Here is a 23,815-nt window from a genome sequence, read left to right on the forward strand (position 1 = left end):
TTGGCGGTCTGCTCAGAACTGCTCCAGAAAGCGCAGATCGCTGGTGTAGAGGCGGCGGATGTCGTCGATGCCGTGGCGCACCATGCAGAACCGTTCCACCCCAAGGCCAGCGGCAAAGCCGCTCCAGCGCTCGGGATCGAGGCCCATGCCCGTGAGCACGGCGGGGTCGACCATGCCGCAACCCATCACCTCCAGCCAGCGGCCGCGCCACTGCACATCCACCTCGGCGCTGGGCTCGGTGAAGGGGAAGTAGCTGGCGCGGAAGCGCACCGGCAGATCGCCGAAGAACTGCTGCAGGAAGGCGGTCACCGTGCCGCGCAGGTGGCTGAAATCCAGGCCCTCATCGATGGCCAGCACCTCCACCTGGTGGAACACCGGCGAGTGGGTGGCATCCACCGCGTCGCGGCGATACACCCGGCCCGGGGCGATCACCCGCACCGGCGGCGGGTTGTTTTCCAGATAGCGGATCTGCACGGGCGAGGTGTGGGTGCGCAGCAGCCGGCCGTCCTCCAGGTAGAAGGTGTCCTGCATGTCCCGGGCCGGATGGTGCTCCGGGATGTTGAGGGCGGTGAAGTTGTAGTAGTCGCTTTCGATCTCGGGGCCTTCTGACACCCGATAGCCGAGCCCGGCAAAGATGTCGGTGATCTCCTCGATCGTGCTGATCAGCGGGTGGCGGTGGCCCGGCGGCGTGTAGCTGCAGGGGGCTGTGACGTCGAGGGTTTCGCGGGCGATGCGCGCGGCCATGGCGGCGCTTTTCACGGCCGTCAGGCGCTCGCCCAGCAGAGCCTGCACCTGCTCCTTGAGCACATTGGCCCGCTGGCCGATCAGCGGTCGCTCGTCGCCGGGCAATTTGCCCATCGCCCCGAGCACCCCCGACAGACGCCCTTTCTTGCCCAGCAACCCCACCCGCAGCTCCTCGAGCTCAGCGGCGGTGCTGGCCGCGGAGATCTCTGCCGCGGCCTGGGTTTCCAGCTCCTGGAGCTGGTTGGTGAGCTGCTGCAGGGACACGGTGGCGCTCACGGCTGAGGCGGAGGGAGTGCCGACTGTAAGGAGCCGCCCCAGACCCAACCCCAGTACCGTTGCAGCGAGATGGCGCTGGGCCTGATGGCACCACTCAGGATCCTGATCAGCAACGACGACGGGGTCTTCGCTGAGGGCATCCGCACCCTGGCCAATGCGGCCCTGGCCCGCGGCCACCAGGTGAGTGTGGTGTGTCCGGATCAGGAGCGCTCCGCCACAGGCCATGGCCTCACCCTGCACACCCCCATCCGGGCGGAGCGGGCCGATGAGCTGTTTGACGATGGAGTCCAGGCCTGGGCCTGCAGCGGCACCCCCTCCGACTGCGTCAAGCTGGCGCTCTTCTCCCTGCTCGAGGAGTGGCCGGATCTGGTGCTCTCCGGCATCAACCACGGCCCCAACCTGGGCACCGATGTGCTCTATTCCGGCACGGTGAGCGCGGCGATGGAGGGCACGATCGAGGGCCTGCCCGCCCTGGCGGTGAGCAGTGCCGACTTCCAATGGCGCCAGTTTGCGCCGGCAGCAAGCTTGGCCCTCGATGTGGCCGAGCGGATGCTGGCCGAGGGCTGGCCGGAGCGCATGCTGCTCAACCTCAATGTGCCGCCCCGGCCGGCGGAAGCGATCGGGCCGCTGCGCTGGTGCCGTGCGGCGGTGCGCCGCTACACCGATCAATTTGAGCAGCGGGTGGATCCCCGCGGGCACACCTACTACTGGCTGGCTGGCGAGGTCGTCAACGACCTGGAGGCCGAGGTGTCCGGGCCGGCGGCCTGGCCCACCGACGTGGCCCAGATCAACGGCGGCGGTGCCTCGCTGACACCGCTGCAACCCGACATCTTCTGGCGCGGCGCCACCCGTGACCTGCCCGAGCCGTGAACGATCAGGTTGAGCGGTCGATCAGGCTGATCGGTAAATCCGTTGCAGCATCCACAGGCTGATCCATAGCCCGATCAGGTGGGCAAACAGCACCTGGGTGTTGCCCAGCACCGAAAGCATCTCGATCGAGGTGATCGGCAGCCCCACCAGTCGTCCAGCCGTGCCAGGGGCCGACTGGATCTGCGCCCCGAAGAAGCCCGGCACCTGCTGGGAGGCCTGCACGAACAGGCTGCCCGCGAGCGACTGATAGCCCAACACCGCCAGGGTGAGTCCAACCAGGTCGGCGAACACGCCGCGTTTGATCAGCCGGGCCGTTTCGCCCTTGCTGGGGTGCACGGGGCTGGCCAAGGCCCGTCCGCAGCGCACCACCAGCCAGCTCTGCCAGATGCACCAGAGCAGCAGCAGGAAGGCCAGGGTGGTGAGCGAAATGCCCGGCCCCAGGCCCAGGGCCCGGGCCGAATTGGCGGCAAGGCGACCGCCGATGTTGTTGAACAGCTGCACGCCCACCACCACAACACCCAGCACCACCTGGGCCCAGAAGCGCACCCAGCCCATGCGCCGCAGCGCTGCGGCAATCAGCTGCAGGTCGAGGCGGTCAGCCATTCAGCCATCGCGAGAACAACAGGTCCCAAAGGTGCCATGGGAAGATCGCTTTGGCTCCTGTTGCCTTTGGGTTCCGTAGCGTTGATACCCCTGCGATCACCCCAGGAGGCGCGGCGGCCCACGGCCATTGCCCTCGGCAGCTTCGACGGCCTGCATCAGGGACACCGCCGCGTGATCGCGGCCGTCACCGGAGCTGCGGGCGGGGCGACGCCGACGGTGGTCAGCTTCTGGCCCCATCCGCGCGAGGTGCTGTACGGCGAGCCGCGACTGCGGCTGGATCTGCCCGCCGAGAAGCTGCATCTGCTCGAACCCCTCGGCATTGAGCAGCTGGTGCTGGTGCCTTTCACCCGCGAGCTGGCGGCCCTCAGCCCCGAGGCGTTCGTGGAGCAGGTGCTGGTGGGCCAGCTGGGGGCCCAGCGCGTTGCCGTGGGTGACAACTTCCGCTTCGGGGCCGGCCGCAGTGGCGACAGCCACACGCTGGCAGCGATCGGCCAGCGCCACGGCATCGACGTGCAGGTGCTGCCGATGCTCTGGGACGGCCAGGAGCGGGTGAGCAGCAGCCGCATCCGCCGGGCCCTGGCGGCGGGGGATGTGGCCGAGGCCCGGCGGCTGCTGGAGCGGCCCTATCGCTTCAGCGGCCGGGTGGTGCGGGGCCGGGGGTTGGGTCGGGAGCTCGGCTGGCCCACCGCCAACCTGCAGGTGGACGGGCGCAAGTTTCTCCCCCTCGAGGGGGTGTATGCCGCTGCGGCAACGGTGGCCGGTGGGCCGCTGCTGCCGGCCGTGATGAACCTCGGCCCCCAGCCCACCGTCGATCCGATGGCGCCCTCGGCAGTGGAGGTGCACCTGCTGGATCGCCGCCTGGAGCTCGACGGCCTGGAGCTGGTGGTGGAGCCGCTCCAGCTGCTGCGCCGCCAGCAGACCTTCGCCAGCTTCGAGGCGTTGAGTGCCCAGATCGCCCGCGATGCCGACGAGGCCCGGGCCCTAACCGCCGGGATAGGCGTGGGTCAGGCCCCAGCCGATGAAGGTGGCGATCCCGCCGAGCAGCAGAATCCCTGAAATCAGCACCAGCATCGGGCTGTCGGAGTTGCCTTTGTCCACTCCGCCCGGCTCGCCTGCCATTGGCCCCTGCGCGATGGACCCCACCCTAAACAGCATGGCCAGCGAGGGTCTGGATGACCCAGCTCGCGATCGCTTGATCGACCCAGCTCGCGATCGCTTGATCGACGCCAACCTCGATCGAGCCCGAGAGGGGTTGCGGGTGCTGGAGGACTGGGCCCGTTTCGGCCTGGATCGACGCGACCTGGTGGTGCGCACCAAGGACATGCGCCAGCGGCTGGGCCGGTTGCACCGGGATGCCTACAAATTTGCGCGCCACACAGCCACCGACCCGGCCGCGGGGCTCGGCCATCCGGCCCAGGCGGAGCGCCGCAGCCCCAGCGCCGTGGTTGGTGCCAACGCCGGTCGGGTGCAGGAGGCGCTGCGGGTGCTGGAGGAGTTTGGCCGCAGCAGCGATCCGGAGCTGGCGGAGGAGGCCTCCACCCTGCGCTACCTGCTCTACGACCTGGAAGTGGATCTGCTGCAGGCCTGTCGTCTGGCGGCCACGGGCGGGGAGGGGCGCCGCGAGGCCCTGGCCCACTGCCGCTTGTATCTGGTTACCTCGCCGGTGGCCGATCTGGAGGGCGTGGTGGCCGCGGCCCTCGGGGCCGGGGTGCGCCTGGTGCAATACCGCGCCAAGGAGGCTGCTGGTCTCGACGACCTGCAGAAGCTTGGCCAGGCCCGCGCCCTGCGCCAGCTGTGCGCGGCCCACGGCGCCCTGTTTCTGGTCAACGACCGGATCGACATCGCTCTGGCGGTGGAAGCCGATGGGGTGCATCTGGGCCAGGGGGATCTGCCGCCGGCGGTGGCGCGCCAGCTGCTGGGGCCCGATCGCCTGATCGGCCGCAGCACCCATGCCCTCGCGCAGCTGCAGCAGGCGGTGACCGATGGCTGCGACTACGTGGGCGTCGGGCCGGTGCACGCCACGCCCACCAAGCCGGGCCGGGAGCCGGTGGGCCTTGACTACGTGCGCCAGGCCGCGGCGGCCAGCCCGATCCCCTTCTTCGCCATCGGCGGGGTGGAGGCCAGCAACCTGGCGGCGGTGCGGGCGGCCGGTGCCGATCGGGTGGCGGTGGTGCGGGCCATCACCGAAGCCGTTGATCCGGCTGCCGCCACGGCCGCGCTGCTGCAGGCCCTGGAGGGTTGCCCATGATCACCTTGCAGGTGAATGGCGAACTGCGCCAGTGCTCAGCAGGCCTGAGCCTGGAGCAGGTGCTCGCCGAACTGGGCTACCAGCCCCGGCTGGTGGTGGTGGAGTTCAACGGCGCGATCCTGCTCCGGCAGGCCTGGCCCTCCCAGCCGGTGGTGGAATCCGATGTGCTGGAGGTGGTCACCATCGTGGGTGGCGGTTCCTAGATTTCAACCACTTGCTTGCAGAGCCTTGGCGCTTCCGACCCGTCCGACCTTCGGACCCAGCCTGAGCCTGCGGCGCTGTGTCAGTTGGCTGGCCATGCCGGTGCTGGCGCTCACCCTGCTGCTTGCCCATCCAAGCCCCAGCTGGGCGGCCAGCGGCGGCCGGATTGGTGGCGGCAGCTTCCGTTCGGCCCCCTCGATGCCCCGCAGCTACGGCGGCGGTGGCTATGGCGGGGGATATCGAGGTGGCTACAGCGGCGGCTATCGCGGTGGTTATGGCGGCGGTGGAATTGGCTTTCCCTTCCTGATCCCGATCTTTGGCTTCGGCGGCGGTGGGCTGTTCGGCTTCCTGGTGCTGATGGGCGTGGTGGGTCTGCTGCTCAATGCCGTGCGCGGTGGTGGTGGTGGTCAGGGCCCCGCCCTTGGCAGCGGCCGCGGCGGCGATCTGATTGGCGCGGGACGCCCCGATGGACCGGTCACGATCAGCCAGCTGCAGGTGGGGCTGCTCGCTTCGGCGCGCCAGCTGCAAACCGACCTGCGTCGGTTGGCCGGCAGCGCCGACACCAGCCATGCGGCCGGGCTCCAGGCACTGCTCCAGGAGAGCACCCTGGCCCTGCTGCGCCACCCCGACCTCTGGGTGTACGCCAACGGTGAAGTGGGCCAGGTGCCCTTCGTCAGTGCGGAAGCCACCTTCAACCGTCTGTCGATGGCCGAACGCAGCAAGTTGCAGCGTGAGGTGACCAGCAATGTCGGCGGTCAGCGCTACAGCGATGCCGCCGTCGCGGCGGGCGACAGCGATGCCAGCAGTGATTTCATCGCCGTGACCCTGCTGGTGGCCACCCGCAACCGGATCAACCTCAAGGGTGCGGGCAGCGCCGACCAGCTGCGTGAATCGCTGCAGCAGCTCGGGGCGGTGGGCTCTGCGGACCTGCTTGCGATCGAGGTGATCTGGCAGCCGGAAGGGGCCGGCGAAGTGCTCAGCACCGAAGAGCTGCTCACCGCCTACCCCCAGCTGCAGCACCTCTAGCCCTGGGGGAGCAGCAGTCCTGGGGCGAGTCGCAAACGGCCCGAGGAGATTGGTCCCCAGGCCCTTGCGGTCACCTCGTGGGCTTTCCACACTGCGCTTCACTGCCGGTTGCACCGATGGGTCGTCGCGCGCTGTCCTGGGCGAACACTCCCGTGCTGCTGCAGGCGATTGAACGCTACGAGCAGGGACGGCTGCCCCGATCGATGCAGCTTTGGCTGCAGACCCTGCTGGAAATCGAGGAGTCCGCCCCTACCCCCTTGCGCCCCGGCTGCTGAGGATGCGCACAGCGGCCATGGCGGCCCCGTAGCCGTTGTCGATGTTGACCACCGAGAGCCCTGGGGCGCAGCTGGCCAGCATGCCGTGCAGGGCAGCCACCCCACCGGCGCTCACCCCGTAGCCCACCGCCACCGGCACGCCGATCACCGGCTGGGGCAGCAGCCCGGCCAGCACCGTGGGCAGCGCTCCTTCCATGCCAGCGCAGGCGATCAGCACATCCGCGCCGCGCAGCTCCTCGAGCCGATCCAGCAGGCGATGCAGCCCGGCCACGCCCACGTCGAGCACCAGCTCGGCGGCGATCCCATGGCAGTGCAGGGCCAGCTGGGCCTCGGCCGCCACCGGCAGGTCGCTGGTGCCGCCGCTCAGCACCACCACCCGGCCGCGGCGGGGATCCGGATCCGGCAGGGGGCCGGCCGTGAGGCAGCGGGCCTGGCCGTGGTGCTGGAGTGCCAGCTGCGGCAGCAGCGCCTGCGGCAGCTGGGTGGCCACGGCTTCCGCTTTCTCCGGGGAGATGCGGGTGGCCAGGGCCAGCTCCCCGGCGTCGTGCAGGGCCTCAAGGATCCGCGCGATCTGCTCAGCGCTCTTGTGTTCCCCCCAGATCGCCTCCACCATGCCCAGCCGCTGGCGGCGGCCGAGATCCAGCCGGTGCTCGGCGCTCATGGCCGCTCCCACACCATCTCCACCAGCGCTGGCGTCACCCAAAGGCTGGCGTGGCGCTGCCCCCAGGCCAGTTCGGCTTCCAGGCCGGCCTGCTCGGCGGCGCTCCAGCGGCCGGCGGCGATCAGCTGGGCGGGATAGCTGCTGAGGAAATCAAGCAGCCACTGGGTTTTGGGGTGGTCGCTGGGGGAGCAGGCCATCAGGCTGGAGCTGTGCAGCAGCCGGAAGCCGCGGGCCTCGAGCAGGGCCGGTAGGCGCTGGGCCACGTCGGGATCGCCGCCATGGTCGCGCCAGTGTTGGATGCAGCGCTCCACAAAGCGGGCCAGGGCGCTGCCGCCCGGATGGAGCGCGAAGGTGTTCCACTGCACGTATTCGTGCAGCACCAGCCGGCCGCCGGGGCGCAACGCCTGGCTCACCAGATCCAGCAGGGGCTCAAGCCGGGGTAGAAACATCGCCACCCAGCGACACCAGGCCCCGTCCCAGCTGTCCCCCTCCAAAGCCAGGGGTGGCGACCCGTTGGAGGAGGCCAGGTCGTGTTGCAGGGTGCGCAGCTGGGGCATGGCCTTCTGCTGCAACTGCTGCTGCAGGTGCGCCAGGTAGGCCGGGGCGCTGTCGATGGCCAGCACCTGGCCGGCCGGCCCCACCCGCTCGGCCAGCTCGCAGCTGGCGAAGCCGGGGCCGCAGCCCAGATCGAGCAACCGCTGACCCGGCCCGAAGCCAGCCCGGTCCCAGGAGCTCAGCATCGCGTCGCGCCAGATCGCATGCTGGCGCGCCAGCCGTTCCCGCTCGATGGCGTGGCTGCCGAGCACATAGGAGGCTCCCCTGGTGGCGGCGCTCATGGCGGCAGCAGTTCCCCTTCAAACACCAGCGGGAAGGGATTGCCCTGCTGCGCACCGGTGGCCTGGCGGGCCAGCTGCTCGAAGCGTTCCTGCACCGCCTCCAGGTCCTGCTCGGGGATCGCTTTCCATTGGTCGCGGCTGGCCCAGCGGATCAGCAGGGTGCCCTCCTCGGTGGCGGGGTCCCAAAGCAGCTGGCGATCAAGGAAGCCATCCTGCTGGGTCAACCAAGGCTCCCAGCTGCCCTTTTCAGCGTCGATCCAGGCCTGGCGGGCTTCGACCGGCACCTTCAGGCGCAGGTGCTCCACCACGGCCACCTCAAAACCGCCATCGGGCCGATCCAGCTCGGCGATCGCCACATCGGCATGACCGGCCAGCAGCATCGCCAGGCACAGGGCAACGGCCAGCAACCTAGCCAGAACGGTCATGGCTGCTGCAACAGGGCCACGGCATGGCAGGAGATCCCCTCTTCACGCCCCTCGGGACCGAGGCGCTCATTGGTGGTGGCTTTTACCCCCACCTGCTCGGGCTCCAGGCCCATCCGGCTGGCGATGGCGCTGCGCATGGCCTCGATGTGGGGCTTGAGCTTGGGCCGCTCGGCCACGACCACGCTGTCGATGTTCACCACGCTCCAGCCCCGTTCCATCACCAGGGCCACCACTTGCTCCAGCAGCTCCAGGCTGTCGGCCCCTTTCCACTGGGGATCGTCGGGCGGGAAGTATTTGCCGATGTCGCCCAGCGACAGGGCCCCCAGCAGGGCGTCCATGATCGCGTGCACCAGCACGTCGGCATCGCTGTGGCCATCCAGGCCCAGGCCATCCGGGTGCTCCAGCGGTTGCCCCCCCAGGATCAGCGCCCGACCCGGCACTAGGCGATGGATGTCGTAGCCGTTGCCGATGCGGAATTGCATCTGCCCCTGATGTCTGCTCTCAGTCTCCCCCAGGCCCCATCACCTGCAGCTGGTTGCCGTCACGGCCCATCACGGTGACGTAGCTGCCCGGTGGCAGGGGGTGGGAGTCCTTGAGGTTGACGGCGCTCCAGCTCTGGCCTTGCCAGCGCACCCGACCCGTATCGCTCTCGGCAAAGCCGCTGATCACCTCGGCCGTCTCTGCAAGCGGCAGGCTGCGGTGGCGTTGCCGCCGCGACCAGCGCCGCAGGCCCAGCACTCCCAGGCCCGTGAGCCCCAGCAGCAGTCCCAGCTGCAGCCCTGGTGGCAGGGGCCACCAGGCCGTGGCCACCGACAGCCCCAGGGCTGCCACCGCGGCGGGCAGCAGCCCCTCGACATCCGCGCCCGCCAGGCCCAGCACCAGCAGACCGGCGGCCAGCAGCAGCCAGAGGAGGGGCATGGGGGCCATGGGGTGAGGGCGCGGGCGGTTCGTTGTGCCCATGCTGACTAGCGTTGGGATTCCTAGCTCGGAGCCCGGCCGTGGAAGCGCTGTTGTCTTTGCCCGCCCTGGCCTTGATGGCCCTGCTGGGGGTGAGCAGCGTCAAGGTCACCAGCGGCGGCCAGTCGCGGTTGGTGGAGCGGCTGGGCAAGTACGACCGCCAGCTGCAGCCGGGGCTCTCCTTCGTGTTGCCGGGGGTGGAGAAGGTGGTGAGCCACGAATCCCTGAAGGAGCGGGTGCTCGACATCCCGCCCCAGCAGTGCATCACCCGCGACAACGTCGGCATCGAGGTGGATGCGGTGGTGTATTGGCAGCTGCTCGAGCACGCCCGCGCCTACTACGGCGTCGACAACCTCCAGGCGGCGATGGTGAACCTGGTGCTCACCCAGATCCGCGCCGAGATGGGCAAGCTCGACCTGGATCAAACCTTCACCACCCGCCAAGAGGTGAACGAGGCGCTGCTGCGGGAGCTGGATCAGGCCACCGATCCCTGGGGGGTGAAGGTGACCCGCGTTGAGCTGCGCGACATCCAGCCGTCGCGCGGCGTGCAGCAGGCGATGGAGCAGCAGATGACCGCCGAGCGGGAGAAGCGGGCGGCAATTTTGCGCTCCGAAGGCGAGCGCGACTCCCAGGTGAATGCGGCCCGGGGCCGGGCCGAAGCCCTGGTGCTGGACGCCGAAGCCCAGGCCAAGCAGCAGGCCCTGCTGGCCCAGGCCCGGGCCGATGCGGCTACGCGCCTGGCCGAGGCGATGCAGGCCAACCCCCAGGCGTCAGAAGCGATCCGGCTGTTGCTGGCCCGCGACTGGATGGCGATGGGCGAGCAGATGGCCCAGGCCCCCGGCGGCAGCGTGCTGATGGTGGACCCCCAGAGCCCGGCGGCCCTGCTCACCGCCCTGCGGAATCTGCAGCAGGGTCAGGGCTGAGGCCTATTGCTGCTGTTGTTGCTCCTGCCAGCGGGCATACAGATCGGGCCGGCGCGTGCGGGTGCGCTGTTGCTGCTGCTCAGCGCGCCAGCGGGCGATGGCGCCATGGTCGCCGCTGCGCAGCACTGCCGGCACCTCCATGCCCCTGAACTCGGCAGGCCTGGTGTAGTGGGGGTGCTCCAGCAGCAGGGCGCTGTGGCTCTCGTCGTCGAGGCAGGCCTCGCTGCCCACGGTGCCGGGCAGCAGCCGCACCACCCCATTGATGATCACCGCCGCCGGTAGCTCGCCGCCGGTGAGCACGAAATCGCCGATCGACACCTCTTCGTCGGCCAGGCTGCGGATGCGCTCGTCGAAGCCCTCGTAGTGGCCGCAGATCAGCACCAGCTGCTCGTAGCCGCTGGCCCAGCGGCGTAGATCGGCCTGTTCTAGAGGTTTGCCCTGGGGGCTCATCAGTAGCACCCGCCGCCGCGGCAGCACGGGGATCTCCTCTACCGCCGCATACACCGGCTCCGGCTTGAGCACCATGCCGGCGCCGCCGCCATAGGGGTCGTCGTCAACTTTTTTGTACTTGTCGGTGGCGAAGTCGCGCGGGTTGTGGGTGTGCAGCGCGGCGATGCCCGCAGCAAAGGCCCGGCCGATCACCCCCAGGCTCAGCAGGGGTGCGAAGGCCTCCGGGGCCAGGCTCACTACATCGAGTCTCATCACAGATCGAGACGCATCAGTTCAGCTCGAGGGCTCGGCGGGCCGGCTCACCCGGCGGATCTCGGAGCTGAAGCAGGCGCGGCCTGGGCTGCCATCGGCGCGGCTCTCCACGGTGGAGCGCAGGCGCAGGTTGGGCTTGGTAAACCAGATGCGCTCGCGCACCTCCGCGTTGCCGCTGCTGAGGCTGAGCTCCAGGCTGCCGTCGGGCCAGAGCTGCCAGCGGCCCTGTTGGTCGCCGTTGCGGAAACTGCCATCGGCACTGAACTGCAGCTCTTGGGCGGTGCCGTCCTTCGGCCCCACCTGCAGGCCGCCGGGAGCGTCTGCGGTTTCGGGCTCCAGATAGGCCACCAGCAGCTCGCCGCGTTCGCTGCTGTGCCACTCGTCGCCGTTCTCCCCCTCCAGGCCGGCATCGAGGGCAAAGCGGCTGCGCAGCCCCATCCACTCGCCGGCGCAGAAGCGCAGGAAGGCGCCGATTTCCTGGGGGGGAAAGGGGGCAGCGTTGGTGCGTGACTCGGTGCTGGGCTCGCTCATGGCCTCGATTCTCTCAGCCGCCTGATCTACGCGTCGCCAATCCAGATCACCTGCTGGCCGTAGCCGCGGAGGATTCGATCAGCCGTTAGCAGGGTGAGGCCGTGATGGATGGCCTGGGCCACCAGCAGCCGATCGAAGGGGTCGCGATGGATCAAGGGCAGATGCTGTACCGCCAGACAGTGTTCAGGCGCGATTCCCAGTTCCTGAAGACCCTGCTGCTTCAGCCCATCACGCAACTGAGTGGCGTCTACGAGGAATCCGGGTTTGCCGAGAGAGGTTTTGATCGCCACTTCCCAAAGGCTCACAACGCTGTACAGCAACGGCAAGCGGCGATCACTGAGGTTTCCACGCAACGTTGCCGGTAGGCGCTCCGGGGCGATGGCCATCCAGAGCAGAAGCTGGGTGTCGAGCAGTTGCGGGCTCAAATTCGGTTGGCTTGAGCTGGCTGTTTCCATCAGCCGAACATCGACTCGATGTCCTCCTGGAAGTCGGCTTTGAGGTCGCAGTTCAGAACAGCAGACCCCTGCAGAAAGCCGAGCTCGCGCTGGCGAGGAGTCTCATCCACCGGCACCAGACGCACCAGCGCCTTGCCGGCTCGGGCGATCACCACCTCCTCGCCATCGAGTGCCTGCTCCACATACCGGGAGAGATGGGTCTTGGCGTCGTGGAGGTTGACCTGCATCAACTCAGCTTAGCCGGTAAAGCGGCTAAGCAGCACCGACCTAGTCCCCCCGGTAGCCCAGCTCGGCCAGGCGGGCGGCGCTGCGGCGCCAGTTGGGCACCACCTTCACAAATAGCTCCAGATACACCGGCCCGCTGAACACCTTTTCCATCTGCAGCCGCGCTCCCTGGCCGATGGTTTTGAGCATGCTCCCCCCCTTGCCGATCAGGATGCCCTTCTGGCTGGAGCGCTCCACCAGCACCGTGGCCAGCACGGCGGTGCGGGGGCCGTCGTCGACCACCCGATCAATACTCACCGCCACCGAGTGGGGCACCTCCTCGCGGGTGTGGGTCAGCACCTGCTCACGGATCAGCTCGGCCATCAGCAGCTGCTCGGGCTGGTCGCTCACCGCATCGGCCGGGTAGAGCTGGGGCCCCGGCGGCAGCTCGGCGCTCAGCGCCGTCACCAGGGCTTCGGTGCCCTCGCCGTTCAAGGCGCTCACCGGGTGCAGGGGCCAGTCGCCCACCAGGTCGCGATAGCTGGCGGCCAGCTCATCGGCCCGGGCCGGATCCACCAGGTCGGCTTTGTTGAGGGCCACATGCACTGGGGCCCGGCAGTGCTTAAGCAGCTCCACGATGAAGCCATCACCCCGGCCGGCGGGCTCGCTGCCATCCACCAGCAGCAGCACCACATCCACTTCGCCGATGGCGCCCCGGGCGCTCTGCACCAGCCGCGCCCCCAGCAGGTGGTGGGGCTTGTGGATGCCCGGGGTGTCGAGCAGCACCAGCTGGGCCGCCGGGGTGGTGAGGATCGCCCGCAACCGGTTGCGGGTGGTTTGGGCCACCGGCGAGGTGATCGCCACCTTCTGGCCCACCAACTGGTTGAGCAGGGTGGATTTGCCCACGTTGGGCCGGCCGATCAGGGCCACGAAGCCGGAGCGGTAGTCGGCATTCCGCCCTGGAGTCGATCCAGCCCCAGCGGCCCCCAGCAGCCGCGCCGACTCCTGCGGATCGGGGATCGGCAGGATCTGGCCTTCCAGAATCTCACCGTCGTTGATCGCGTCGTCGTTGGAGGGGGGCGGGGGCGTGGCTGTCATGGGTTAACAGTGGCAGCCCATCGGACCCGGGGGAGTTTCCATAGGCTCAGAGGGCAGAGCACCGCTGGCTCCATGTCTGACACACCCGACACCCTTCGCGAACCCACCTTCCAGCAGGCCATGGAGATCACGGCCCAGTGGCTGGCGCTCTGGGAAAACGGGGAGCTCAGTGACGAGGTGCTGGGCGATCGGGTGGCCGAGTTGGTGGCCAGCCGCGATGGCGCCCGGGGCTTCTTCGTGGTGAGCCTGGCCGGTGATGGCCCGCTGATGGACCGTTTGCCGGAGCCGCTGCTGCTGCAGCTGCGGCTGGCTGGCGCGGGGGTGGTGGATCTGACGGCCCGCAACCTGGCGATGAGCACGGCGATGGTGTTGCACCATCAGCGTGCTGGCGATGGGGCGCAGCAGGGGGCGTCGGAGCGGGTGCAGGCCCGCTGCACCGACTTGCTGCGCGGCCTGGAGCCCCAAGCAGTCAAGCAGCGGCTCGAAACCTTGTTGGCGGCCACGGCAGGGGAAGGGGAGGATGTGGCCTTTCTGGACCGCTGGGGCTACGACACCGACCAGAGGGCAGCCATTGCTGCGGCGATCGACGCGGTGGCTGAGGGGTAACGCAGGCCAAAATGGCCGAGCCAGCAGCTGCCCTGTTCATGGTGAAGCGCTCCAGGGTTTTCGCTTTGGCGGCGGCGGCGGCGTTGCTGGCGCCAACCTCCGCCCAGGCGATTGAAACCATCAAGCTGCGCTTGCCGCTGCTGGAGACCGATTTCGTGATCCGGGTTTCGGAGTTGCGCAGCCCCCAGGCCCTGATGGCAGGGGATAGCGATCTGGCCGAACTCGACCGGGCGACCGGCGGAGCGATTGGTCAGAAGCTCAAGGCGGTGATGCAATCCACTCTGCCCCTGGAGCTGAGGGCCGTGGTGCGCAATGCCCAGGGCTCGCCGCTGCTGGAGCAGGTGCTGTTGTTGGTGGGGGCCCTGGGCGACATCGACGGCCTGCCCGAGCCCCTTCAGCCAGCCCAGTTTGAAGCGGCCATGCAGCGGGCCGCCGCCCAGGGGGGCATCAGTCTGCTGGATGTGCTGGAGCAGTTGCCCGGCGACAGCGTCACGGTGCAGCTGGGGCGCCTGGGCTCATCGGTGCAGCGATTCCGGGCCCAGCGCCGGCAGGCCGACCAGCTCGTGGCCTCCCTCCCTGCTGTGAGCGGCCAGGGGCCCTGGCTGGAGACCGGGCGGTTCTCCAACGTGCGGCGTGAGCTCACCGTTGCGGTGAAGCATCGCCCGGAGCCCCTGGCTGTGGTGGTTCTGGAGTCGAGCGCATCCGCTCCCGCCAGCGACCGGTTGGTGGTCATCTCCCATGGCCTGTGGGACGACCCCAGCAACTTCGAGGGTTGGGCCAGCCACCTGGCCAGCCACGGCTACACGGTGGTGTTGCCCCGCCATCCCGGCAGCGACCAGACCCAGCAGCGGGCGATGCTGGCCGGCAAGGCGCCGCCGCCGAGCCCGCTGGAGCTGGCGTTGCGGCCCAAGGATGTGTCGGCGGTGATCGATGCGGCGGCAGACGGCCGGCTTGGCTTGCGCCGGCCAGTGAACACCCAGGCGGTGCTGGTCGCCGGCCATTCCTGGGGAGCCACCACGGCGCTGCAACTGGCTGGAGCCCGGCCCACCCCCAGCCGGCTCAAGGAGCTGTGCGATGAGGTGGGACATCCCTCCCGCAATCTCAGCTGGGTGTTGCAGTGCAACTTTGTGGGATCCGCCGAGAGCGCCGCCCTGGTGGATCCCCGGGTGCTCACCGCCGTGGCGGTGAGTCCGCCGATGCTCCTGTTGTTTGACGTCGAGTCGGCCCAGACGATGCCCGCCAAGGTGTTGGTGGTGAGTGGCAACAGCGATTGGGTGGTGCCTTCTGGCCCCGAGGCGATCGAACCGATGGGCCGCGCCACCCGCTCAGCTGGCAGCGGCCACCGCCTGGTGTTGGCCGAGCGGGCAGACCATTTCAACCTCCGCTCACCCCAGGGCGATGGTGGTGGGGCCCTGCGTGGCCTGCTGCTGGCCTGGTTCAATGCCGCAGCCCAGGCTGGCCCAGGGGTGTCTCCCCAATTGCCCGCAGGTGGTTGGGGCAGCAGCCGCCATCCGCTGCGGGATGTCACCACCACCCTGCCCCAGCTCCCCAGCCCGGTGGTCGTCCAGCCATAAAAAAAGCGCCCCATTGGGGCGCTGGAGAATGCTCTGGATTGCTGGCTCAGTCGCGGCGACCGCCGCCGTTGAGGGCGATGATCAAGCGCAGGATGAAGATGAACAAGTTGATGTAGGTGAGATACATGCCCAGAGCGCCGGCCAGATACTGGTCGTCGCTGTAGGTGCGGGGCATTGTGTAGAAGTCGACGAAGGCCGCGCCCACAAACAGCACGGTGCCGAAGCCGGCGATCATCAGTCCAAAGGTGCCGCCTCCAAATTGCCCACCTGTGAAAGCAGCCCCGATGAGCTGAACCACCATTGCAATCAGCAGGCCAATGATCCCAAGACCCACCACACCACTAAGGGCTTGGCCCATGTTGTCGCTCATGCGGCGACCAAAAAAGGAGGCCATCACAAAAGTGACTCCAGTCGCTAGAGCAGCCACACCAACTGGCATGACTCCTGCATATGGATTTTGTGGATTGGCTAGGCCTGCCATCAGCATCGCCTGAGAAACGATGCCGCTCAGGGTGAAGCCGGTGATCAGGCTGTAAGCGGTCAGCAGCGGCAGGGCCGTGCTGTTGTTGCCCTTCATCGCCACGTTCTGGGCCACGAAGAACAACACGAAGTTGCCGATCAGGGCCACCCAGAACAGGGGCATGAACAGGGCCGGGCTGCTGGCCATCAGGGTCAGTCCGCCGATGACCCCACCAGCGGTGAGCACCATGCCGCCGCCCACATAGGGCAGCGCCTTGTTGACCACATTGGGGCCCACCAAGGCGCTCGACTGCGCCTCACGGATGGCTTGCTGAAAATTGCTGCTGGCCGGCATGGCGCACCAGTGGAAGGAAACTCCGTCCATCCTGCCAGTGGTTTTCAGCCAATGGGAGGCTCCACGGCTGCTGTGGGGTGCGGATCTCCCTATGGAGGCAGAACGTGCGCTTCAGGCGTTGTCGCCGGGGTCGAGCCCAGATCCCGGCCAGAGCCGAACGCCCAGCAGTGCAACGCCAGTGCCAATGCAGGATTCAATCAAGCGCAGCAGGGCGTTCAGCCCCTGGCTCAGCTTTGGATCCAGGCTGCCGGTGACCATCACCACGATCACAGTGATCGCCGCCAGGCGGCCGTGGCTGGGAATGTGGACGGCGGTGCACAGCAGCACCGTGACGAAGATCGCCAGGGCCATGCCGAGGGGGTGAAAGGGCAACAGCGTCAGGTAGACGGCGCTTGTGATGGCGCCGATCGCTGATCCCACAATGCGCAGCGAGGCGGAGGAGGTGGTTTCCCGGCGGGTGGCCTGGGTGACCACGATCGCTGAGATCGCTGACCAGAGGCCGCCGATCTTGGGCAGATAACCGGGAAATAGGCCGGTGAACCAGAAGCCGATCAGGTAGGCCACCAGGGCCGCTACGGCAATTTCGGCGGGAATGCGGAGTCGCTCAGTGCTGTTCAAGGTTCCGGACGGCGTTGCGGGCCATCGAATCGCCTTTGTCCTGTAGGTGCCAGCCTGTTGACATCGCGGTTGGCGTAGGCGGTGACCAGCCGCTGCACCAGCGGGTGGCGCACCACATCGGCCGCCGTGAGCTCACAGATCGCCACGCCTTCCACCCCCTCAAGCACCTGGGCCGCCTCGATCAGGCCGCTGAGCTGGCCCGCCGGCAGGTCCACCTGGGTGGGGTCGCCGGTCACCACCATCCGGGAGTGTTCGCCCAGCCGGGTGAGCACCATCCGCATCTGGGCGGCGGTGGTGTTCTGGGCTTCATCGAGGATCACGAACGCGTCAGCCAGCGTGCGACCGCGCATGTAGGCCAGGGGGGCCACCTCAATCACCCCCTTCTCCAGCAGGGCAGCGGTGCGCTCGGCGCCGAGCAGGGCGTGCAGGGCGTCGTAGAGGGGGCGCAGGTAGGGATCGACTTTCTGCTGCAGGTCGCCGGGCAGAAACCCGAGCCGCTCGCCGGCTTCCACGGCGGGCCGGGTGAGCACCAGCCGTTCCACCTTGCGTTCGGTGAGCATGCGCACCGCCTGCACCGTGGCGAGAAAGGTCTTGCCCGTGCCGGCTGGGCCGAGGGCGATGGTGAGGTCGTGGCGCTCCATGGCCTCCACGTACGCCTTCTGGCGCAGGGTGCGGGGGCGCAACAACTTGCCGCTCTGGCTGCGGGCCAGCACCTGGCGCCCCAGCTGTTGGTGCTCCTCACCCCGGCCAGTGTCGAGGGCCTGCAGGGCCGTTTGCACATCCACCGGCCCGATGGCCTGACCCTCCTCCCAGAGGGGACGCAGCAGCTCCACCAAGGCCGAAGCCCGCTCCAGCTGGCTGGGGCGGGCCTGGATCACCAGATCCAGACCCCGCAACACCAACGAGGCCCCGGTGAGGGCTTCGAGGCGATGCAGGGTGGACGATTCGGCGTCACCCGCCAGGGCCAGGGCCGCGGCAGGGTTGGGCAGAGGGATGGAAAAGCGGGTTGGCTCCCCTGGCTCAGCCATGGGGCGAGCGATCAAGCTTCGGCTGCAGCTTCGGCAGCGGGCTCAGCTTGAGCGGCTTCGGCCGCAGCAGCAGCTTTGGCTTCCGCAGCGGCAGCGGCTTCGGCGGCCTTGGCTTCCGCAGCCTCTTTGGCGGCCTGCTTGGCAGCGGCTTCGCGCGCCTCGGCCTGCTTCAGCTTGCCGACCACCTCAGCGGGGCGAACGGTCTTTTCGACCAATCCGCCTTTCTCGAGCAGGGAGCGCACCGTGTCGGTGGGCTGGGCGCCCTGGCTCAGGCGGGCCCGGATCGCCTCGGTATCGAGACGGGTCTCCTTGGTGCGGGGGTTGTAGAAGCCCAGCTCCTCGAGCGGACGACCGTCGCGACGGGAGGTGCTGTTGGTGGCCACTAGGCGGAAACTCGCTTCCCGCTTCTTTCCAAACCGCTTCAGGCGGAGCTTGATCATCGTGGCCTTGCCGCTAGGTGTCCAAAGAAGCAATGTACCCGGTCGGGTGCTCAGAGCTCCCCGAAGCCCTTGCGTTTCTTGGCCGGCCTGGCGGGCCGTCGCCCCCCGCCCCCAACTCCGCCCATGGGACCGGGCATGGCTGGCATTCCTGGCATACCTGGCATCCCGGGCATGCCGCCCATCCCAGGCATCCCCGGCATCCCGCCGCCTTTGGTCATCTGCTGCATGAAGCCGCGCATCTTCTGGAAGTCGGCCAGCACCTTGTCAACATCGGCCGGCGCGTGACCACTGCCTGCGGCGATGCGGCGGCGGCGGGAGGGCTGGGACGCCAGCAGTTCCGGCTGCTGCCGTTCGGCCTCGGTCATCGAGCCGATCATCGCCTCGATCCGCTTGAGCTGCTGCTCGCCTTGCTTGAGCATGCCGTCGTCGATCTTGTTCATGCCCGGGATCAGCTTCATCAGGCCGCCCAGGGAGCCCATGCGCTTGATCAGGCGCATCTGCTGCAGGAAGTCGGAGAAGTCGAAGCTGGCTTCCTGCAGCTTCTGCTGCATCTTGGCCACATCGGCCAGCTCCACCTCCTTGGTGGCCTTCTCCACCAGGGTGAGCACGTCGCCCATGCCGAGGATGCGGCTGGCCATCCGCTCGGGGTGGAAGGGCTGCAGCGCCTCCACCTTCTCGCCGGTGCCGATGAACTTGATCGGCGCTCCGCTCACCTTGCGGATCGACAGGGCCGCACCACCCCGGGAGTCGCCGTCGAGTTTGGTGAGCACGGCACCGGTGATGCCCACCTGCTCGTGGAAGGAGCGGGTGAGCTCGGCCGCTTCCTGGCCGATCATTGAATCCACCACCAGCAGCACCTCATCGGGGCTGCAGGCCTCCCGGATCCGCACCATCTCCTCCATCATCGATTGATCGATTTGGAGACGGCCGGCGGTGTCCACCAGCACCGTGTCGAAGCCTTCTTCCTTGGCTTTGGCGATGCCGGCGGCGGCGATGGCTTCCGGCTTGGCATCAATGCCGAGGCTGAACACCTCCACGCCGATCTGGCTGCCGAGGGTTTTGAGCTGCTCAATGGCGGCTGGGCGGTACACATCCGCTCCCACCAGCAGCGCTTTGCGACCCTGCTCCTTGAGGTGCAGGCCGAGCTTGGCGGTGGCGGTGGTCTTGCCGGCGCCCTGCAGGCCGGCCATCAGCACCACCGTCGGGGCCCCGGCTACGCCGCCGGCAGCCAGGGGCGCGTTCTCGCCGCCCATGGTCTCGACCAGCTGTTCATGCACCAGCTGGATGAATTTCTGATCCGGGCTCACGCCCCGCACCACTTCGGCGCCAACCGTCTTGCGGCGCACCTCGTCGACGAAGTCCTGCACCACCGGCAGGCTCACATCGGCCTCCAGCAGGGCCCGGCGCACCTGTTTGAGCGCCCCCTGCACGTTCGTTTCGGTGATCGAGGCCTGGCCCCTCAGGCTCTTGACCGCATCTTCAAATCGCTGGGACAGCTCGTCAAACATCGCGTTGCCGCTCGGGGACCAGGGGCGGGGCGTGGCCCCGGGAGTGAAGCGATCGTAAAAACCGGCCCGGCGGGCACGGGGGCGGTGTTCCGGGAGGTTGGTGATTCAGGGGGCTTTTTGGAAGCTCACCAGCCGCCAGATGCCACCATCGCGGCCGAACACATAGCGGTTGCGCAGCGCGAGCTTGGTGGGCTCGCCTTGTGGGTCTCCCTTGGCGTTGAGCCGCTGGTCGGCATAGCGCAGGTTCACCGTGGCGGCGATCCGGTTGGCGCTCTGTTCATCGATCACCACGGAGGTGATCGCGGTGCTGATGGTTTGGGTTTCGCCGCGGGCCTGATCGGCTGCGCGCTCGGCCTCAAGGCGATCCACCTGGGAGGGCCGGGCCAGCACCTCCAAGGGGATGCGGCTGTTCTTGCCGGCCAGGATGGAGGCCTTGGCATCGAGCCAGGCTTCCAGAAGCGCTTGAACCTGCGCTTCGCTGGGGGCCTCGGCCCGCAGCGGCAGGGTGGCCGGTGCCGGTGCCGGTGCCGGTGGCGCGGCGGGTTTGCTGGCCTCGACGGGCAGCGGAGTGGGTGTGGGTGGCAGCGGGCGCATCACCGAGGCGATGGCCACCAGCACCACGCCAGCCCCAACGGCCGCTGCCGTGGCCGTGCTGCGCGAGGGTCGCTCCAGCTGCGGCCAGCGCCAGTTGGAGCGCATGGTCTCCAGCCAGGCTCCCGGGTTCCAACCGTCACCATCCCAGTCCCCGTCGTCGTCGTTGACCGGGGTCAAAGGCTGGGTGGTGGTCTCCGCCGGGCTGCCGGAATCGACGGCCACGCCCCAGGGGAGGATGCTGCCGGTGACAGCCGGAGCGGGCGGGCGGTCGTGCTGCTCCACGTAGGTCTGCACATCGCGATCGGCGAAGTAGGCCTCCAGATCCGGATCGGCCTCCAGGTCGCGGTAGCCGGGCAACACATCGCGGGCCAGCCAGTCGCGGCAATAGGCACAGAGCTGGGCCAGGGGATCCGGGCTCTGCTGGTCGGCCCAGCGCTTCAAGTCCGGCGTGGCGCCCTGTTCAAAGGCGGCTCGGGCTTGCTCCACCTGGCCCAGCAGCAGGTGCTGGCAGGCCAACAGCGGTTGCACACCCTCCTGGCCGCTGGCCTCGAGCCGTTGCCGGGCGGCGGCAATGCGTTCGGGTTTGCGTTGGGCAAAGCCGGAGGCGGTGAGGGCGGTGCTGGCCAGAAAATCGGCTGCGGCGGAGGTTGGCGCCCAGCGGCTGAACAGGTCCACCTGCTCCTGCACCGTGAGGAAGGCGCGGATCTGCTTGAAGAAGGCCTGGAACTCCTCGGGACCCATGCTGGGATCCCCGAAGCCTTCGAGTCCGCCGCGACGGGCCACCAGCTCCTCGAGCAGGGCCAGTCCCTCGGCCCGCTCCGCCTGGGCCGTGAGGTTGCGGCTGAGCAGGTCGAGCACGCGGTAGGGCCGGAGGTTGTCGAGCTCGTCGCTGAGTTGCTGACGGATCGCCGGCAGTTGGCCCATCCGTTGCAGCAGCTGCTGGCCCCGCTGAAGGGTCTGGGCGGCGGCCTCATAGCGCCGTTGCTGATGCAGATCGGCGGCGGCGGCCAGGCAGGCCAGGCCCGCTAGCAGGGTGAGGTCTGCCTCACGGGTGCTGCCCAGCGCCGGTGCCTGGGGCGGCTGCAGGGCGCGGCAGGCGATTTCGAAACAATCAAAGGCCTGACCCGCCTCCAGCAGCAGCAGCAGGCCTCCCACATCCTTGCTGGTGGGCACATCCAGCGCCGGCATTACAGACTGGTCGCTGCCCGCCAGGGCGGTGAGGTCGGATTCGTAGGCCTGGCGCCGGCTCGCGTCGCTGAGCAGGTCGGCGCTGGCCCGCAGCAGCTCTTCGCGGGCCAGCAGGGTGTCCTGGGTGAAGCCCTGGTCGGGGGCGCGGTCGATGCGTTGCTGCAGGGTGTGGAGCAACGCCTGCAGGTCGGTGGTCGGGCTAACTCCGAGCAACCGGAAGTGATCGATTGGCAGTTCCAATCCAGACCCGTCACTGACGGCCGACTCTAGGCAGGGTCAGCAGTTTTGCCAGAGATTGCCGGTCCCGTTGAGATCGGACCTCGTAGAGTTGATTCATGACGCAGGCAGACATGGGCCCTGACATCACGGCTGCTTCTGGAACGGCTGTTTCTGGAACGGCTGCTACCGGAGCACCGTCCTGTTCCGCCGACGCCACCAGCCTGGTTGGTGCTCATGCCGAGCGTCTGGAGAACCTTTACCCCTCCACCCCGGCCACGGTGACGCGGGAGGAGGGCTTGATGCTCTACCGCGACATGACCCTGGGGCGGCGCTTCGAAGACAAGTGCGCCGAGATGTATTACCGGGGCAAGATGTTTGGCTTCGTGCACCTCTACAACGGCCAGGAGGCCGTGAGCACGGGCGTGATCAAGGCGATGAAGATGCAGCACGACTGGTTCTGCAGCACCTACCGCGATCACGTCCACGCCCTCAGCTGCGGCGTGCCGGCCCGCGAGGTGATGAGCGAGTTGTTCGGCAAGGAAACCGGCTGCAGCAAGGGCCGCGGCGGCTCGATGCACCTGTTCTCCAAGGAGCACCACCTCCTGGGTGGTTACGCCTTCATTGGTGAGGGCATCCCGGTGGCCCTCGGCGCCGCCTTCACCAGCCGCTACAAGCGCGACGCCCTGGGAGATGCCAGCAGCGATGCGGTCACGGCGGCCTTCTTCGGCGATGGCACCTGCAACATCGGGCAGTTTTACGAGTGCCTGAACATGGCGGCTCTCTGGAAGCTGCCGATCCTGTTTGTGGTGGAGAACAACAAGTGGGCCATCGGCATGGACCACAACCGCGCCACCAGTGATCCGGAGATCTGGCGCAAGGCAGCTGCTTTCGGCATGGCCGGTGAAGAGGTGGATGGCATGGATGTGCTGGCGGTGCGCGGTGCCGCCCAGCGCGCCATTGAGCGGGCCCGGGCTGGAGAAGGCCCCACCGTGCTCGAGTGCCTCACCTACCGCTTCCGCGGCCACTCCCTGGCCGACCCCGACGAGCTGCGGGCCGAGGCGGAGAAGGAGTTCTGGGCGAAACGCGACCCGATCAAGGCCCTGGCCGCTCGCCTGATCGAGCAGGGCCTCGCCTCCGCCGAGGAGCTCAAGGCGATTGAGAAGGAGATCGACGCTGAGGTAGCCGATTGCGTGGAATTCGCCCTTGCTGCCCCCGAGCCCAAACCCGAAGAGCTCACCCGCTACATCTGGGCGGAAGATTGAGCCGAAGGCCGATCAGATCCCGTGCAGACGGGCCTGCTCAGCGGCGGCCCTGAACACCAGGCTGTGGCGCTTCACCAACGGCTCCAAGGCGTCGTAACCGCCACCGATCACCGTGGCAACCGGGATACCGCGCCGTAGGCAGGCATCGAGCACCAGTCGGTCGCGGTTGATCAGGCCATCGCTACTGAGGCAGAGACGTCCCAGGCGATCGTCGCGGTGGGGATCCACTCCGGCGTTGTAGAGCACCAGTTGGGGGAGCTGCTGATCGAGCAGCTCGGGGATCAGATCTCCAATGGCGTGCAGGTAGTCGACATCCTCGAGGCCATCGGCGAGCGGCAGGTCGACGTTGCTGCGCTGTTTGCGCAGCGGGAAGTTGCTGGCGCAGTGGGCCGAAAAGGTGAACACCCGCGGCTCATCAGCAAAGATCGCCGCCGTGGCATCCCCCTGATGCACGTCCAGGTCGATCACCATCAGCCGCTGCACCGCCCCCTCTGCCAGCAACACCTGGGCCGCCACGGCACAGTCGTTGAAGATGCAGAAGCCGCTGCCGTGATCCGGGAAGGCGTGATGGGTGCCGCCGGCGAGGTGGCAGGCCACCCCATGGCGCAAGGCCAGACGGGCGGTGAGCACCGTGCCGCCAACGGCCAGCCAGGTGCGCCGCACCAGCGGCAGGGTTGCGGGTAGACCGATGCGCCGCTGATCGGCGGCCGTGAGCGCGTTGCGGGCAAAGGCCTGGTGATAGGTGCGTTCATGCACCAGTTCCAGCCAGCGGCGCGGCGCGGGCAAGGGGGTGTGCAGTTGCTCAGGGCTGGCGAGCCCCTGCTGGTGCAGCAGCTGGTGCAGCAGCCGAAACTTCGCCATCGGGAAGCGATGGCTGCTGGGCAGCGGGGCCGAGTAGGCCGGGTGGTAGATCAGCGGCGGCCCCAGAG

The 23,815-nt window shown here is 68.4% G+C and carries 29 protein-coding genes; 10 read left to right on the forward strand and 19 right to left on the reverse strand.

Annotated elements, in window-relative coordinates; genetic code table 11:
• Positions 1-12 precede the first annotated feature (12 nt).
• Positions 13-1,020: a phenylalanine--tRNA ligase subunit alpha gene (gene pheS, locus KBY70_RS11795; RefSeq protein ID WP_254988627.1), complete on the reverse strand. Its 1,008-nt coding sequence runs from the start codon at positions 1,018-1,020 to the stop codon at positions 13-15.
• 84 nt (positions 1,021-1,104) lie between these two features.
• On the opposite strand from pheS, the gene surE reads away from it, so the two are divergent.
• Positions 1,105-1,890, forward strand: coding sequence for a 5'/3'-nucleotidase SurE (gene surE, locus KBY70_RS11800; RefSeq protein WP_094560246.1), 786 nt, complete (start codon positions 1,105-1,107; stop codon positions 1,888-1,890).
• A gap of 21 nt (positions 1,891-1,911) precedes the next feature.
• On the opposite strand, the gene KBY70_RS11805 is transcribed toward surE, so the two are convergent.
• The gene (locus KBY70_RS11805; protein ID WP_094560197.1) at positions 1,912-2,493 is read right to left on the reverse strand and encodes a DUF3611 family protein; all 582 of its coding nucleotides are present in this window, start codon (positions 2,491-2,493) and stop codon (positions 1,912-1,914) included.
• A gap of 81 nt (positions 2,494-2,574) precedes the next feature.
• Here KBY70_RS11805 and KBY70_RS11810 point away from each other — a divergent pair, with 81 nt between their 5' ends.
• From KBY70_RS11810 to KBY70_RS11830, 5 genes are all read left to right on the forward strand, one after another.
• The gene (locus KBY70_RS11810) at positions 2,575-3,549 is read left to right on the forward strand and encodes a bifunctional riboflavin kinase/FAD synthetase (RefSeq protein ID WP_094560198.1); all 975 of its coding nucleotides are present in this window, start codon (positions 2,575-2,577) and stop codon (positions 3,547-3,549) included.
• 97 nt (positions 3,550-3,646) lie between these two features.
• Positions 3,647-4,741: a thiamine phosphate synthase gene (locus KBY70_RS11815; protein WP_254988649.1), complete on the forward strand. Its 1,095-nt coding sequence runs from the start codon at positions 3,647-3,649 to the stop codon at positions 4,739-4,741.
• Positions 4,738-4,944: a sulfur carrier protein ThiS gene (thiS, locus tag KBY70_RS11820; protein WP_094560199.1), complete on the forward strand. Its 207-nt coding sequence runs from the start codon at positions 4,738-4,740 to the stop codon at positions 4,942-4,944. Before KBY70_RS11815 ends, thiS begins: the two co-directional genes overlap by 4 nt.
• A gap of 94 nt (positions 4,945-5,038) precedes the next feature.
• On the forward strand, positions 5,039-5,968 hold the full coding sequence (locus KBY70_RS11825; RefSeq protein WP_254988650.1) for a DUF1517 domain-containing protein: 930 nt from the start codon (positions 5,039-5,041) through the stop codon (positions 5,966-5,968).
• A gap of 116 nt (positions 5,969-6,084) precedes the next feature.
• Entirely contained in the window at positions 6,085-6,243 is a 159-nt protein-coding gene (locus KBY70_RS11830; RefSeq protein WP_254988628.1) for a hypothetical protein, read from the forward strand.
• Here KBY70_RS11830 and larB read toward each other — a convergent pair.
• From larB to KBY70_RS11855, 5 genes are read right to left on the reverse strand one after another with little or no spacing between them, the layout of a single operon-like run.
• Entirely contained in the window at positions 6,218-6,904 is a 687-nt protein-coding gene (gene larB, locus KBY70_RS11835; RefSeq protein ID WP_254988629.1) for a nickel pincer cofactor biosynthesis protein LarB, read from the reverse strand. The genes KBY70_RS11830 and larB overlap by 26 nt on opposite strands.
• Positions 6,901-7,740, reverse strand: a complete 840-nt coding sequence (locus KBY70_RS11840; RefSeq protein ID WP_094560202.1) for a methyltransferase domain-containing protein — start codon at positions 7,738-7,740, stop codon at positions 6,901-6,903. Before KBY70_RS11840 ends, larB begins: the two co-directional genes overlap by 4 nt.
• Positions 7,737-8,165, reverse strand: coding sequence for a TIGR03792 family protein (locus KBY70_RS11845; protein ID WP_254988630.1), 429 nt, complete (start codon positions 8,163-8,165; stop codon positions 7,737-7,739). Before KBY70_RS11845 ends, KBY70_RS11840 begins: the two co-directional genes overlap by 4 nt.
• A complete protein-coding gene (ispF, locus tag KBY70_RS11850; protein ID WP_254988631.1) occupies positions 8,162-8,647 on the reverse strand; it encodes a 2-C-methyl-D-erythritol 2,4-cyclodiphosphate synthase in 486 nt (161 codons plus the stop codon). The genes KBY70_RS11845 and ispF overlap by 4 nt, the downstream gene beginning before the upstream one ends.
• A gap of 19 nt (positions 8,648-8,666) precedes the next feature.
• The gene (locus KBY70_RS11855) at positions 8,667-9,083 is read right to left on the reverse strand and encodes an NfeD family protein (RefSeq protein ID WP_254988632.1); all 417 of its coding nucleotides are present in this window, start codon (positions 9,081-9,083) and stop codon (positions 8,667-8,669) included.
• A gap of 80 nt (positions 9,084-9,163) precedes the next feature.
• On the opposite strand from KBY70_RS11855, the gene KBY70_RS11860 reads away from it, so the two are divergent.
• Positions 9,164-10,045, forward strand: coding sequence for an SPFH domain-containing protein (locus tag KBY70_RS11860; protein WP_254988633.1), 882 nt, complete (start codon positions 9,164-9,166; stop codon positions 10,043-10,045).
• A gap of 3 nt (positions 10,046-10,048) precedes the next feature.
• Here the strand turns inward: KBY70_RS11860 and trmD are convergent, their stop codons facing one another.
• The 5 genes from trmD to era are packed head-to-tail and all read right to left on the reverse strand — an operon-like array spanning position 10,049 to position 12,930.
• The gene (trmD, locus tag KBY70_RS11865) at positions 10,049-10,747 is read right to left on the reverse strand and encodes a tRNA (guanosine(37)-N1)-methyltransferase TrmD (protein WP_254988634.1); all 699 of its coding nucleotides are present in this window, start codon (positions 10,745-10,747) and stop codon (positions 10,049-10,051) included.
• A gap of 21 nt (positions 10,748-10,768) precedes the next feature.
• Positions 10,769-11,278: a phycobiliprotein lyase gene (locus KBY70_RS11870; protein WP_254988635.1), complete on the reverse strand. Its 510-nt coding sequence runs from the start codon at positions 11,276-11,278 to the stop codon at positions 10,769-10,771.
• A 26-nt stretch (positions 11,279-11,304) separates the two neighbouring features.
• Positions 11,305-11,703 (reverse strand): type II toxin-antitoxin system VapC family toxin, encoded by a 399-nt coding sequence (locus tag KBY70_RS11875; protein ID WP_233128561.1) that lies wholly within the window; start codon positions 11,701-11,703, stop codon positions 11,305-11,307.
• Positions 11,704-11,732: 29 nt separating this feature from the next.
• Positions 11,733-11,960, reverse strand: coding sequence for a type II toxin-antitoxin system Phd/YefM family antitoxin (locus KBY70_RS11880; protein WP_094560209.1), 228 nt, complete (start codon positions 11,958-11,960; stop codon positions 11,733-11,735).
• A gap of 40 nt (positions 11,961-12,000) precedes the next feature.
• Entirely contained in the window at positions 12,001-12,930 is a 930-nt protein-coding gene (gene era, locus KBY70_RS11885) for a GTPase Era (RefSeq protein ID WP_369802035.1), read from the reverse strand.
• Positions 12,931-13,107: 177 nt separating this feature from the next.
• Here era and KBY70_RS11890 point away from each other — a divergent pair, with 177 nt between their 5' ends.
• Positions 13,108-13,641, forward strand: coding sequence for a hypothetical protein (locus KBY70_RS11890; RefSeq protein ID WP_254988636.1), 534 nt, complete (start codon positions 13,108-13,110; stop codon positions 13,639-13,641).
• A gap of 11 nt (positions 13,642-13,652) precedes the next feature.
• Positions 13,653-15,215, forward strand: coding sequence for an alpha/beta hydrolase family protein (locus KBY70_RS11895; RefSeq protein ID WP_254988637.1), 1,563 nt, complete (start codon positions 13,653-13,655; stop codon positions 15,213-15,215).
• A 46-nt stretch (positions 15,216-15,261) separates the two neighbouring features.
• Here the strand turns inward: KBY70_RS11895 and KBY70_RS11900 are convergent, their stop codons facing one another.
• From KBY70_RS11900 to KBY70_RS11925, 6 genes are all read right to left on the reverse strand, one after another.
• On the reverse strand, positions 15,262-16,029 hold the full coding sequence (locus KBY70_RS11900) for a Bax inhibitor-1 family protein (RefSeq protein WP_254988651.1): 768 nt from the start codon (positions 16,027-16,029) through the stop codon (positions 15,262-15,264).
• A gap of 111 nt (positions 16,030-16,140) precedes the next feature.
• Positions 16,141-16,647, reverse strand: a complete 507-nt coding sequence (locus KBY70_RS11905; protein ID WP_254988638.1) for an FUSC family protein — start codon at positions 16,645-16,647, stop codon at positions 16,141-16,143.
• A complete protein-coding gene (locus tag KBY70_RS11910; protein WP_254988639.1) occupies positions 16,644-17,675 on the reverse strand; it encodes a PhoH family protein in 1,032 nt (343 codons plus the stop codon). Before KBY70_RS11910 ends, KBY70_RS11905 begins: the two co-directional genes overlap by 4 nt.
• A gap of 11 nt (positions 17,676-17,686) precedes the next feature.
• Positions 17,687-18,115: a 30S ribosomal protein S16 gene (gene rpsP, locus KBY70_RS11915; protein WP_254988640.1), complete on the reverse strand. Its 429-nt coding sequence runs from the start codon at positions 18,113-18,115 to the stop codon at positions 17,687-17,689.
• Between the two features lie 50 nt (positions 18,116-18,165).
• Positions 18,166-19,623, reverse strand: coding sequence for a signal recognition particle protein (gene ffh, locus KBY70_RS11920; protein WP_254988641.1), 1,458 nt, complete (start codon positions 19,621-19,623; stop codon positions 18,166-18,168).
• A 105-nt stretch (positions 19,624-19,728) separates the two neighbouring features.
• A complete protein-coding gene (locus tag KBY70_RS11925; RefSeq protein WP_254988642.1) occupies positions 19,729-21,645 on the reverse strand; it encodes an ARC6/PARC6 family protein in 1,917 nt (638 codons plus the stop codon).
• A 95-nt stretch (positions 21,646-21,740) separates the two neighbouring features.
• On the opposite strand from KBY70_RS11925, the gene pdhA reads away from it, so the two are divergent.
• The gene (gene pdhA, locus KBY70_RS11930) at positions 21,741-22,886 is read left to right on the forward strand and encodes a pyruvate dehydrogenase (acetyl-transferring) E1 component subunit alpha (RefSeq protein ID WP_409996059.1); all 1,146 of its coding nucleotides are present in this window, start codon (positions 21,741-21,743) and stop codon (positions 22,884-22,886) included.
• Positions 22,887-22,898: 12 nt separating this feature from the next.
• Here pdhA and KBY70_RS11935 read toward each other — a convergent pair whose 3' ends face one another.
• Positions 22,899-23,813, reverse strand: a complete 915-nt coding sequence (locus tag KBY70_RS11935; protein ID WP_094560250.1) for a histone deacetylase — start codon at positions 23,811-23,813, stop codon at positions 22,899-22,901.
• Positions 23,814-23,815: the final 2 nt, after the last annotated feature.

The sequence above is a fragment of the Cyanobium sp. ATX 6E8 genome (assembly GCF_024346335.1).
Classification (GTDB): Bacteria; Cyanobacteriota; Cyanobacteriia; order PCC-6307; family Cyanobiaceae; genus Cyanobium_A.